We start from the raw sequence: 12,809 nt of genomic DNA on the forward strand, positions 1-12,809 counted from the left end.
TTGTATGGCAAATAACTATAACCAGCTTCGGGCAATGCTGGCGATCGCCCGGGGGAGTTTTAAGGGAATGTTGAGAAACCCTTCCGCCGTGGCCTTTGGTTTTGGTTTTCCTCTCGTGATCATCCTGGTGTTCGGCTCTATCGGCGGCGGAGGGCCGAAAGTATCCGTTGCATTGTCCAGGCAGGCGGACACCGCCAACCCCATCGTCAAAGGACTGGTGAAAACCACGCTGGTCACGTTATCCGACGATACCGACACGGCGTCGATCCGCAAGGATCTGGAAAGAGGCCGCATCGCGGCCCTCATCAGTGTGGATACGGCGACGACGGCTGCGGGCATCCCACAGTATATCGTTCACACGCAAACTTCTTCTGCCAGCGGGGACAAATATCCCATCCTGCAGCTGGCGCTTGCCCGGGTTTTCCAGATCGGGGTTGAACGGAACATGCCGCTGCAGTACAAGCCGATCGTCATCGACGAATTGCCAAAACTGCCCGGCCGGCAATATTCCATGATCGACTTTATCATCCCGGGAATGCTTGGCTTCTCCCTGTTGGGATCGGCCGTTTTTGGTGTGGCCTTTCTGTTCTTCGGCCTGAGGCAGCAGCTGGTGTTGAAGCGATACTATGCCACCCCGATCGGCAAACCTTATATCATTTTGGGCGAGGCCCTGGCCCGCGTGGTGTTTCAGATGATCACCGCTGTCGTGATCATCGTCATCGGGAAATTTGTCTATCATTTTACGCTCGTCCATGGCTGGGTGACGTTTTGGGAGATCATGTTCCTTAGCCTGGTCGGGCTCATCGTATTCATGGGGCTTGGCTTTATTATCAGCAGCGTGGCCCGAAGCGAAAGCACGATCCCGCCTGTCGCCAACCTCTTTACGCTCCCGCAGATGCTGCTGGGGGGTACTTTCTTTTCGACCGATGTCTTTCCGAAATGGCTCCAGAATATCTGTGAGATCCTGCCATTAAAACAACTCAACGATGCCATGCGCAACGTCTCCTTCGAAGGTGCGCATCTTACGGACTGCGGGAAACAGCTGGGGATCCTGGCCATCTGGGGTATCGTCACCTATGCCGTTGCGGTAAAGGTCTTCAAGTGGGAATAGGACGGGCTACAGGCGCCTGACAAACAATAGCCAACTATGCGATTCGTAAAATTCTTTTTCCTTGGGGCCGTGACCCTGTTTGCCGTGTTCACCGCGCTTTCTCTTTTGTTCCCTTCCCATCTGCGTGTATCGCGGGTGGTCAATGTGCCGGTCTCGCGGGAAAGGACGCTGGAAGCGATCGCCGAACTGCGCAGCTGGGGTCAGTGGAATCAGTTGATCCGGAATACTCAGCTGACGAATCTGCACTATTCTTCGCCCTCCACGGGGAAAGGGGCCTGGCTGTCTTCCGACCAGTTGGCGGTCCATGAGCTGGGAGCGGACAGCAATGGGGTCACCCTGCAATGGGATCTCAAGGGGGGCAAGCGTTATGCGGGCGGCATCGACCTGATGACCGTCAACCGGGACAGTCTTGCCGTTCAATGGTATTTCGACCTGGACTTTCGCTGGTATCCCTGGGAAAAGATGGGTGCCTTTGTCTATGACCGTAAACTGGGGCCTGCCATGGAAGAATCTTTGGACAGCCTGCGGCTGTTTTTGGAAAAATCCCGTTAACTTAGACTGGCGAAATCTGCGATCCTGCAGTACCCTAATCCCCAACGATCCTGTTCCGGCAACTGAGTCACTTAAAAAACCACCATATGCGAGTACGTAACGCTATTCTATGTTTGTTCGCCATCTTATTCAGTGCGACGATTTCCTACGCACAGCCATCGCATCCGAAAAGCCCGCACGACACCGTAAAGGGCAAGGACATTACGATCTATTACGGTCGTCCCTACAAGAAGGGCAGGGATATCTTTGGGGGATCGGTGGCTCCTTACGGCAAGACCTACCGTTGTGGCGCTGATGAGCCTACCATCGTCACCTTTAACAAGGATGTGACCTTTGGCGGCAAGGCGGTAAAGGCAGGTAAATATTCTTTCTTTGCGGTTCCCGAGAAGGACAAGTGGACGGTGATCCTCAACTCCAACACTACAATGTGGGGTACGGATCATGACAAGCATGCCGATCAGGATGTCGTAAAGGTGGATGTGCCTGTTAAAAATCTCAGTACGCCGGTGGAGCAGCTGACGATGACGGCAAAAGGCGGTGATATCACGCTGGCCTGGGACAAGGTAATGATCGCCGTACCTGTCAAGATGTAACCGCTTCGCCCGAATACTTTACAATGCAATGGACCAGGAACTCATACACCTGGTCCATTTCTTTTTCGGTGATACAATAAGGGGGCATGAAGTAGACGGTATTGCCCAGCGGCCGCAGATAGATACCCGTTGCGAGCGCTTCCCGGGTGATGGCCGGCCCGATGGCGTTGATGTATTCGTCGGGGCCGGTGCTGATCTCGAAGGCCAGTAAGGTACCCAGTGCGCGGGGATGACGAACGATGGGGTAGGGGCGGAGCGTTTCGAGAAAGGCCTGGTGCCGTGCCGTGATGCGCCGGATGCCCTCGCTGCATTCGGCGCGCAGCAACAGATCGAGACTGGCCAGGGCGGCGGTGCAGGCCAGCGGATTGGCGGTGAACGAGTGTCCGTGGAAAAGGGTCTTTCGTTTGTCGTCGCTGAGGAAGGCGTCGAAAATGCGTTCAGTCGTTGCCGTTACTCCCAGGGCCATTGTACCGCCGGTGAGCCCCTTGCTCAGACAGATGATATCGGCCTTGTGCCGCAGATATTCCCCCGCAAAGAGTTTCCCGGTGCGGCCGAAGCCCGTGAGCACCTCGTCGGCGATGCAAAGGATCCCCTCATCGGCGGCCGCGTCGAGCAGCCGGTCCAGCAGTGCGGCATCCATCATCCGCATCCCGCCTGCAGCCTGCAACAAGGGCTCATAGATGAAACCGGCGCATTCCCGGCCATGGGTCCGGAGGAAGGCGAGCAGTTGGGGGAGATTTTCGGAGGTGGGTGTATCGATAAACACGGGTTCGAAAAGATAGTCGCGGAAGGCGTCCGTGAACACGCTGCGTTCGCTGACGCTCATGGCGCCGAAGGTATCCCCATGATAGGAATGCCGGAATGCCAGGATCTTATTGCGTTGCGGAGCATTCCCGTCCTGCGAAACACCGCTTGCGCCTTGCGTTTCACCGGCTTTGTTACTCCAATACTGGATCACCATTTTGATCGCTACTTCCACCGCGGTAGAGCCGTTGTCGGAATAGAAGAAGCGGCTGAAATCTCCCGGCAGCAATGGCAGCAGCCGTTCGGCAAGGGTGACCGCGGGCTCGTGGGTGAACCCGGTGAAGATGACCTGTTCCAGACGCAGGGCCTGCTCGTATAATTTTTCGGCTATATAGGGGTGCGCATGTCCATGGATAGTGACCCACCAGCTGCTGATCGCGTCGATATAGGCATTGCCCTGATCGTCGAATAACAAGCTATCTTTGCCTTTTACGACCGGAATGGGTGGGTGGAAACCCTTATGCTGGGTATATGGATGCCAGATCACGCGGCTGTCCCGTTCTGTCAGTGAGGTCTTCATGGCCGCAAAGATAGGACGGGATGCAACGAACGAGCTGGTTTATTTGTCATCAAGCGAACATCGGAAAATGGATTATCATCAGCTGGTAAAAGACTGTCTTAGAGGGGATCCTGCCGCGCAAAAGCTCCTATACGAGCATTTCGCCGGACCGATGCTGGGGGTCTGTTATCGCTACACGAAATCCATGGTTGATGCAGAAGACGTCTTACAGGAAGGATTTATCATGGTTTTCAAGAACTTGCATCAATTCACCTTCACCGGGGAGCTAGGTGGCTGGATCCGCCGGATCATGATCAATACGGCCATCAACTATCTGAAAAAAAACAGCCGTTACCAGACCGATCTGTTATTCACCGAGGGGAGCCTTCACCCCGTGTCGGATGATGATCCGGAGGTCACGCTCAGCACCAAAGAGCTGGCCGAACTGATCAGGCAGCTGCCCCCCGGTTACCAGGCTATATTCAACCTGCATGCGATAGAAGGCTATAGTCACGTGGAGATAGGAAAGATATTAGGTATTAAAGAGGGGACTTCGCGGTCGCAATACGCGCGGGCCAGATCCCTGCTGATCAGCTGGATATACAAGTATTCGGCGGTAAACAAAAATGAATCGACCTATGTACGACCCTAAATTCGAAAAAGGAGTGCGGCAAAAGATGGAGGGATTGGAGTTCATCCCTTCGGAGACTGTGTGGGCGAACGTACAAAAAGCCGTTGCCAACCGGCACCGCCGGCGCACCGGGTTCTATTTCTGGCGTTTTGTCCTTTCGGGCGTGTTGTTGGCCGGCGCGGTTGCCGTGTTGTACTACGAGGCCAAACCTGTCGCCGATGGGGCGACGGTGAAGAAGGCCGGGGTATCCCCCGCTCCGGCGACGCCCGGGGCCGCATCTGTCCAGGGTTCTGCCGCGCACGCGACGTCACTGTCGCGGGGAACCGCTACAGTCTCGCCCGCACCAGCCGGAACGGCTGAATCCTCTGCCGCTGCCGGTCACCTGACTGCCGGCGCCCGTGGGGAAGGCAACGCGCGGCGTGCAGGAGGCGCATTCGATCCAACCGGCGCATTCCGCCCGGTCGGCGCACACAACCCCGCCGTCGCGCATAACCCGGCCGGCGCACATCATGCTACCGGCGCGCATAACTCAGCTGGTGCACACAACGGAACCGGTGAAAACGAATTTGCCGGCGCGGACGAACAACTGACCACAACGGCTTCGGGAGAGGCCGCTTCTGACGAAGCCGTCATCGCGCCCTATCTCTATATGCCCGGCCTGGCGCGGGGGCAGGGTAACGCGGCCGCTATCAAGGCAGCAAAGCTGTCTTCGAAATCGGCCCTCATTTCCCTCAGCACCATCCAAAAGACGAAAAGACCCTGGGAAGCTGGGTTTGTCGCGGGCGGGGGCCTCTCCCGGCTCAACCGGGTAAACCTCTCGAGCAACCGGAATCAGGCCCTTAGCGCCAGCCTCTACAATATCGCGAACGGTCCCACCTCATCGGGCAAGAATTATGTATCCGATGTCCGCCCGGATGTCTCTTTCATGGCGGGCATCTATCTGCAAAAAGGTCTTTCTAGCCGCTGGACACTCAATCTCGGGATGAACCTGCACTATTACTCCACCCGGATAACCATCGGTCAGCCAGTGAGTACGTATGTGCCGGTATCGGCCTCGCTTATCGCGTCGAGCCTCGCGCCCAGCGCGCAGTCGGCGACGGCCTATATCGCCGGCGACAAACAGAATTTCACCAACCACTACTATTTCCTCGAGTTGCCGGTTAATATTCAGTACCAGCTCAACAAGAGCCGTCTGCTGCCGCTGTTCGTCGAAGGCGGCTTTTCTCTTGCCCGCCTGATGGGTTCGGATGCGCTGTTTTACAACAGTCACTCTGGCGTTTATTACAAGGATCCCGCCGTGCTGCAGAAAACGCAGCTCAATGTATCCTCGGCCGTGATGATTGGTCTGCCTTTTCATGGTATCCGGATCCAGGCCGGGCCACAGGTGCAATACGGGTTGACGCCGCTGATCAACAACCATAGCCAGGGGGACCAGCATTTTCTCTACACCGGTATCAAGGTTGTGATCGTGCCGGGCAGGAAATAGCTCACTCTTCTTCCAGAAAACGAAGGTTGCGCCGCAGCCCGGCATAACGGGCGCGCTTGATCGCCGAATGACGGAAGATCTCCCTGAACCGCTCTTCGGTCAACTCTTCCCAGTCGGCGGTGCTGAAATTCAGGATGGCGGGTATCGGTGAGAACGAGATCTCCGCGGAGGCCCTGGAAAACCGGTTCCAGGGACATACGTCCTGACAGGTGTCGCAGCCGAACATCCAGTTCGCGAACTTTCCCTTCATTGCCTCCGGGATCAGCTGCTCTTTCAGTTCGATCGTAAAATAAGAGATGCATTTACTGCCGTCCACCACTTTATCCTCGCGGATGGCTTCCGTGGGACAGGCGTCTATACAGCGGCGGCAGGTGCCGCAATAGTCGCCGGCGAAGGGGGCATCGTATTCCAGTTCGAGATCGACGATCAGCGTTGCGATAAAAAAGAAAGACCCGGCCTGTTTGTTCAGCAGGTTGCCGTTCCTGCCTACCCAGCCAAGCCCGCTTCTTACGGCCCAGCTGCGTTCCAGAACGGGTGCGCTGTCGACGAATCCCCGCCCATCCACCTCCCCGATTGTTGCGCGCATCTTGCCCAGCAGCTCTTTTAGCTTACTTCTTATCACCTCATGATAGTCGTTTCCATACGCGTATTTGGACACCTGGGGGGCATCCTCCCGCTGGCGGACGGCCGGGTAATAATTCATCAGCAGGGTTATGACGCTACGTGCCCCGGGAACCAGGCGGGAGGGGTCGATCCGCAGATCGAAATGATTCTCCATGTATTGCATCGTCCCCTGCATCCCCTGTTGCAACCAGGCCTCCAACCTGCGCGCATCTTCGTCAAGGGGAACGGCCCGGGCGATGCCGCAGTGATGGAATCCCAGTTCCTGGGTCCATTGTTTGATCAGCCGCGTATTGTCTGTTTTCGTCAAATGTTATTTTTTTACCCCTCAGGAGCAGAAATATATAAGCAATTTAATTACTTTAGGGACGTTTTATCCCCTAACCTGACGTCTTATGATCGCCCTGAAACCGTTTAACCGTATTGCAGCGATTCTTTGCCTATGCCTTTTGAACCATCTTTGCCCCGCTCAGGGCAAAGCTAAGGATACATGGGGAAAGATCAGTTCCGCGGACTTCGAAACACCCGCCAATTCTCCCGTCATCGACAGCAACACCAGCGCCATCATCCTATCGGATTATGGGATCGCTAATTTTGTCGGTAATAAGAACGGATGGTTCTCCAATGTCTATAAACGACATACGCGGATAAAGATACTCAACAAAAAAGCCATTGGGCTGGCTTCTGTGAAGATCGAGTATTATTCGGCCGGGGACGACCCCGATAAGCTGTCGGATATTCAGGCCGTTGCCTATAACCTTGAGAATGGCCAGGTCGTGGCCACCCGGCTGGACTCGAAAGACATCTTCGAAGACCGTATCGACAAGGAATATTCATCGAAGAAATTCTCCATTCCCGGGGTCAAGGATGGCTCCATTATTGAATACACCTATAAGGTCACGTCGGAGCATCTCCACATTCCCTCCTGGGCCTTCCAATGGCAGGAATATCCCTGTCTGAACAGTGAGTTCCAGGTGGAGATCCCCCAGACCATGTATTATGTCTTTGTCCGCCAGGGCGTTCACCCCTTTGCGGTAGATAAGGGAAGTGATGGGAACCTTTCGTACCGGGTTTCGCGCAAGGTCGGAAGCGGCCTGGTAAGTACGGACGACGAAATGACGGTCTCCGCGAACACCGTCAAGCATGACTGGGTGATGAAGAATGTCCCGGCATTCGGTTCAGAAAGATATCTCAGCACTCCAGCCAACTATATCGACAAGATAGAGTTCCAGTTATCCAAGACCTACGACGGTCAGGACTATCACGACCAATCGAACAACTGGGCTACCGCCACTGAAAATCTCCTCAAGCGGGAGGATTTTGGCGGCTCGCTGGATGCCGATAATACCTGGCTGGATGCATCGATCGACAAGATCACGGCCGGCTCGACGAATACGCTGGAACAGGCCCGGGCCATCTACTACTACCTCAGCCAGCATTTTACCTGCACGGATCATTACGATCCCTATATCAAGACCAACCTTCATGATGCCGTTAAAAAGAACAGCGGCACCGTCGGGGACGTCAACCTGCTGCTCGTTTCGATGCTTCGCCGCAGGGGGATCAATGCCGATCCCGTCCTGCTGAGCACGCGGGAGTTTGGCTTCAACCTCGCGACCTATCCGATCCTCCAGCGATTGAACTATGTCATTGCGCGGGTGCGGATCGACGGCAAGACCTTCTATCTCGATGCCGCTTATCCCCAACTGGGTTTTGGGCAACTTGCCGGCAACTGCTATAACGGCCATGCACGGGTGATCAGCAAACAGGACTCCTGCTCTCTCTGGTTCTGGGCGGACTCGCTGAGGGAAGGCAAGGTAACCATGGTGCTTATCACGAGTTCGGATAAAGGCTTCGAAGGCGCCTGGCAATCCACGCTTGGCAAGGAGGAATCCTACGAGGTGCGCCGGAAGGTCGCCGAGCACGGCGAGGAAAGCTATTTCAAGAGCATACAAACCGCTTATGGCGATGATTGCGATATCAGCAACAGCGGCATCGATTCGCTGGAACGACCGGAAGACCCCGTCAAGGTACACTATGACTTTGTGGTGAAGGAATCTTCCGGCGCGGGGATACTCTATTTCAACCCCGTGATGGGTGATGGCTGGCACGAGAACCCATTCAAGGCCGCCGACCGGAAATATCCCGTGGAGATGCCCTATTCCATGGACGAGACCTATGTTTTTTCCATGCAGATACCGGCGGGCTATGCCGTCGAAGAGCTGCCCAAATCCACGAAAGTGGCCTTCAATGGCGACCAGGGCTATTTCGAGTATCTTGTTGGACAGAGTGGCGAGATGCTCCAGCTTCGCTGCCGGGTCAAGCTGAACCGGGCCACGTTCCAACCGGAGGATTATAGTCCCCTGCGGGAATTTTTTGGCTATATCGTCAAAAAGGAGAATGAACAGATCGTTCTGAAGAAGAAGTAGTGCCGAAGCAGAAACAACCCCTGATCAATTATAACTCCAAACCTAACCCATGACCATTCAAAACAGGTGCCTCCTTGCCTTTCTTGTTCTTTTTCTCTTTTCCAGCGCCGTCCAGGCGCAGGAGAAGATAGGGAAGATCCCCGTAAAATTCGGGAAAGTAACCCCCGAAGATTTTAACGTCAACGTTGAATCGCTGGACTCTTCGGCCGATGCCGCTGTCATTGCCGACTTCGGCACCACCTCTTTCGAAGGCGATAGCCGGGGTTGGTTTACGCTGCTGTTCAAACGCTCCAAACGGATCAAGATTATCAAACGTGCGGGCTTCGATGCGGCCACCGTCTCTATTCCGCTTTATGTCAGCGGTAACTCCATCGAAAAGATAGAGGGGCTCCGGGCCGTGACCTACAACCTCGAGAACGGCAAGGTCGTCGAGACCCGGCTGGAAGATAAATCCATCTTTACCGACAAGTTGAGCAAACATTTCGTGGTGAAGAAATTCACCTTCCCTGCGTTGAAAGAAGGGTCCATCATCGAATTCACCTATACGCAGTCCTCGCCTTTTCTTTTCAATCTCCAGCCATGGACCTTCCAGGGCAAGTATCCGTGTCTGTGGAGTGAATACCAGGTCGAGATGCCCGCTTTCTTCGAGTACGTGACTCTTACCCACGGCTTTCTGCCGATGAATTCCAGCATCATGGACACCCGGCACACCAATTTTAACATGATTCTGCCCGGCGGCGCCGAACGGGATGAACGCTTCACCTATGATGATGACGTGGTCACCCGGCGCTGGGTCATCCGGAGTATCCCGGCGATGAAGGAAGAACCCTTCACCACCACCATCGACAACTATCTTTCCCGCATCGAGTTCCAGCTCCGCAGCTACAATTTCCGCAATGTGCCTTCAAAAGATATCATGGGCAATTGGTACAGCGCAAGCGAATCCTTATTGAAAGACGAGGACTTCGGCGCCGATCTGGCCAAGAGTAATTCCTGGCTGGACGATAGCCTCCGGGCGATCACCAAAGGAGCAGGCGATAACCGGCAAAAAGCGGAAAAGATCTATGACTGGGTAAGGGATAATTTTACCTGTACCAGCCATGGCTCGCTGTATACTTCCAATCCGATCAGGACCACCTTCAAGAACCGGAACGGCAACGAGGCCGACCTGAACCTGCTGCTGACGGCGATGTTACATCACGAGAAGATCAATGCCGATCCGGTGATCCTCAGTACGCGCGACAACGGTTTCGCGAGTGAGATATATCCCCTGATGACCCGGTTCAATTATGTGGTCACCAGGGTCAGGGTCGATTCCTCCCGGCTTTACCTGGATGCGAGTGAGCCCTGGCTTGCCTTTGGCAAGCTGCCCCAGAGATGTTACAACGGATATTCCCGGGTGATCAACGAGGAACGGCCCTCCTATACCATTCTCGACCCCGATTCGCTGACGGAGACCAAGATCACTCTTACCTTCATCTCGCGGGGGGGAAAGGGTGGGCTCGTGGCGCATGTGCAATCGACCCCTGGCTTTAACGAAGCCTGTGTCGTCAGGGAGAAGGTCCGGGCGGATGGCGAGCAGGCATTTATGAAAAAGATCCAGACGAGCTACTCCAGCGAAATGGCACCCTCCAACCTGGAGATCGATTCGCTGAAGCAACCCGAACAGCCTTTGCAGATTGCCTATGATGTCAACATCACCCCGGACGCGGGTTCGGAACTCTTCTATTTCAACCCCCTGTTGGCGGAGGGCTATAAGGAGAACCCGTTCAAGGCAGCCGAAAGAAAATATCCCGTTGAAATGCCCTTTAGCATGGATGAGATGTATTCGCTGACCATGGAGATCCCCGAAGGCTATACGGTCGACGAGATACCCAAATCGGCAAAAGTGGTTTTTAACGATACCGAAGGATATTTCGAATACCTGATCGTAAAAGGGGCGGATAATGTTCAGATGCGAAGCCGGATCAAACTGAAGAAGGCCACATTTAAACCGGAGGATTACAGTTCACTGCGCGATTTCTTTGCCTATATCGTAAAAAAGCAAAGCGAGCAGATTGTGTTCAAAAAGAAAAAATAAGTATGAAGCATATAATCGTTATCCTGTTTGGCTGTCTGGTCTTCAGAGCAGGCCGTGCACAGGACAAATTGCCGGTAAGGTTTGGGATCGTGACGACCCAGGATTTCGATATCGGGAAGACCGATTCGACGACTGGCGCCATCATTATTGCAGAGTATGGGGAGAGCTCCTTTAGTAGTGATATCAAGGGTAATTTTATAATCACGTTTACCCATTCGTGCCGGATGAGGATAATAAAGCGTTCGGCGTTCGACGCCGCTACGGTTGCCATCCCGCTTTTTATGACTTCCAGCGCACAGGAACATATAGAAAAATTGAAGGCCTCCACCTATAATCTGGAGAATGGCAAGGTTGTCGAGACCCGGCTGGAAGATAAAGAGGTGTTTACGGATAAATTGAGCAAGGAATACCTTCGGAAAAAATTTGCCTTCCCGGCCCTGAAAGAGGGTTCTATCGTGGAATACACCTATAAGCAGGTGTCACCCTTTATCTTTAATCTGCAACCATGGACCTTTCAGCGACAATATCCCTGCCTGTGGAGCGAATATCAGCTTGGGGTTCCGGACATGCTTCAATATGTCACCTTAAGCTATGGGTTCCTTCCTTTCGATATCAACACCACCGAAACCATGCATTCACCCTTCAATTACATGGCACCCAATTCTCTCCACCAGGAGAGATCTCAGACCATCTGGGGTCAGGTAACCACCCATCGCTGGGTAATGAAGAACGTACCTGCGCTGAAACCGGAACCTTTTACCACTTCACCGGTAAATTATCAGTCCAGGCTTGAATTCCAGTTGGCACGCTATAGCCCGCGTAGCGGTGGCGGTACCAATTTCATCGATAGTTGGGACAACGTAGGAAAGGAGTTGATGAAATCCGGGGAGTTTGGCGAAGGTCTCGACAAGGACAACAGGTGGATGGATGAGGACCTGAAGAAAGTAACGGCAGGTGCTGCCAATGATGTCGAAAGAGCACAAATGATCTATACGTATGTACGGGATAATTTTACCTGTACCGCGCATAACAAATTGTTGCTGACCAATCCGCTTAGCGTCATCTATAAGAACCGGAACGGTAGCGAAGCGGAGATCAACCTTCTGCTGGCAGCGATGCTTCGCCATGTTAATATCGCGGCCGACCCTGTTATCCTGAGCACAAGAAGCAACGGGGTTGTCAATTCGGTGTATCCTTCGCTGAAACGGTTTAACTATGTGGTAATCCGCATCGGAAACGACGACGTCAAATATTTTTTAGATGCCAGTGAGCCCTGGCTAAGCTTTGGCAAACTGCCCGAACGCTGTTACAACGGATATGCCCGGGTGTTGAACGGCACGGATCCCGAGCCCGTCAACTTTGACCCGGACTCTGTAAGGGAAACAAAGATCACGATGGTGATCCTGAACAGGGACAAGGACGGTTTGACAGGGCATCTGCAATCGACCCCCGGTTTTTATGAAGCCTGTGCCGACCGGGAAAAGATCAGGAAGACGGGACGGGAAGAGTTTATAAAGGCCATTGCGGCACTATACCCGGAAAAGACGACTCCCAGCGATTTCGAGATCGATTCCGTCCAACATCCCGAAGACCCTTTGCAGGTGGCTTATGATCTACATGTATCGATCGATAACCATGCGGATATCCTCTATTTTAATCCGATGATGGCCGATGGGATGAAGGAGAACCCCTTTGGTGCCGCTGACCGGAGATTTCCCGTAGAAATGCCGGGCACCACCGATCAGGTGTATACCCTGAGCATGGATATCCCGGAAGGCTATCAAGTCACGGAGGTGCCGCAATCTACAAAGGTCGTTTTCAAGGAAGGGAAAGGCTCGTACGAATATGTTATGGTCCCGGGAGAGAACAATATCCAGTTCCGCAGCCGGATCAGGCTCGATCAGGCGGCCTTCGATCCCGGAGACTACGATAAGCTGCGCGATTTCTTTGGTTATATCGTAAAAAAGCAAAGCGAGCAGATCGTCTTCAAAAAGAAAAAATAA

Annotated in this window: 10 protein-coding genes; 8 read left to right on the forward strand and 2 right to left on the reverse strand. The window is 53.9% G+C overall.

The window, feature by feature from the left end:
- Positions 1-4 precede the first annotated feature (4 nt).
- The 3 genes from VGM48_RS02315 to VGM48_RS02325 all read left to right on the forward strand — a co-directional run bounded on the left by VGM48_RS02315 (position 5) and on the right by VGM48_RS02325 (position 2,256).
- Positions 5-1,111 (forward strand): ABC transporter permease, encoded by a 1,107-nt coding sequence (locus tag VGM48_RS02315; RefSeq protein WP_331576096.1) that lies wholly within the window; start codon positions 5-7, stop codon positions 1,109-1,111.
- Between the two features lie 36 nt (positions 1,112-1,147).
- Complete coding sequence (locus VGM48_RS02320) at positions 1,148-1,663, forward strand: hypothetical protein (RefSeq protein WP_331576097.1); 516 nt, start codon at positions 1,148-1,150, stop codon at positions 1,661-1,663.
- An 86-nt stretch (positions 1,664-1,749) separates the two neighbouring features.
- The gene (locus tag VGM48_RS02325) at positions 1,750-2,256 is read left to right on the forward strand and encodes a DUF2911 domain-containing protein (protein ID WP_331576098.1); all 507 of its coding nucleotides are present in this window, start codon (positions 1,750-1,752) and stop codon (positions 2,254-2,256) included.
- Here the strand turns inward: VGM48_RS02325 and bioA are convergent.
- Positions 2,246-3,580, reverse strand: a complete 1,335-nt coding sequence (bioA, locus tag VGM48_RS02330; protein WP_331576099.1) for an adenosylmethionine--8-amino-7-oxononanoate transaminase — start codon at positions 3,578-3,580, stop codon at positions 2,246-2,248. The two genes, VGM48_RS02325 and bioA, sit on opposite strands and share 11 nt — an antisense overlap.
- 67 nt (positions 3,581-3,647) lie before the next feature.
- On the opposite strand from bioA, the gene VGM48_RS02335 reads away from it, so the two are divergent.
- Together VGM48_RS02335 and VGM48_RS02340 are read left to right on the forward strand one after the other, a co-directional pair.
- A complete protein-coding gene (locus tag VGM48_RS02335) occupies positions 3,648-4,211 on the forward strand; it encodes an RNA polymerase sigma factor (RefSeq protein WP_331576100.1) in 564 nt (187 codons plus the stop codon).
- Positions 4,198-5,676, forward strand: a complete 1,479-nt coding sequence (locus tag VGM48_RS02340; protein WP_331576101.1) for an outer membrane beta-barrel protein — start codon at positions 4,198-4,200, stop codon at positions 5,674-5,676. The genes VGM48_RS02335 and VGM48_RS02340 overlap by 14 nt, the downstream gene beginning before the upstream one ends.
- 1 nt (position 5,677) lies before the next feature.
- On the opposite strand, the gene queG is transcribed toward VGM48_RS02340, so the two are convergent.
- Entirely contained in the window at positions 5,678-6,607 is a 930-nt protein-coding gene (queG, locus tag VGM48_RS02345; protein WP_331576102.1) for a tRNA epoxyqueuosine(34) reductase QueG, read from the reverse strand.
- Between the two features lie 139 nt (positions 6,608-6,746).
- Here queG and VGM48_RS02350 point away from each other — a divergent pair, with 139 nt between their 5' ends.
- Genes VGM48_RS02350 through VGM48_RS02360 form a run of 3 tightly spaced genes read left to right on the forward strand, consistent with a single transcriptional unit; the run spans position 6,747 to position 12,809 of the window.
- Positions 6,747-8,726, forward strand: a complete 1,980-nt coding sequence (locus tag VGM48_RS02350) for a DUF3857 domain-containing protein (RefSeq protein ID WP_331576103.1) — start codon at positions 6,747-6,749, stop codon at positions 8,724-8,726.
- A gap of 49 nt (positions 8,727-8,775) precedes the next feature.
- Entirely contained in the window at positions 8,776-10,806 is a 2,031-nt protein-coding gene (locus VGM48_RS02355) for a DUF3858 domain-containing protein (RefSeq protein WP_331576104.1), read from the forward strand.
- 2 nt (positions 10,807-10,808) lie between these two features.
- Entirely contained in the window at positions 10,809-12,809 is a 2,001-nt protein-coding gene (locus VGM48_RS02360) for a transglutaminase domain-containing protein (protein WP_331576105.1), read from the forward strand.

Origin of the sequence: Puia sp. (assembly GCF_036500295.1) — a bacterium.
Taxonomy (GTDB): Bacteria; Bacteroidota; Bacteroidia; order Chitinophagales; family Chitinophagaceae; genus Puia.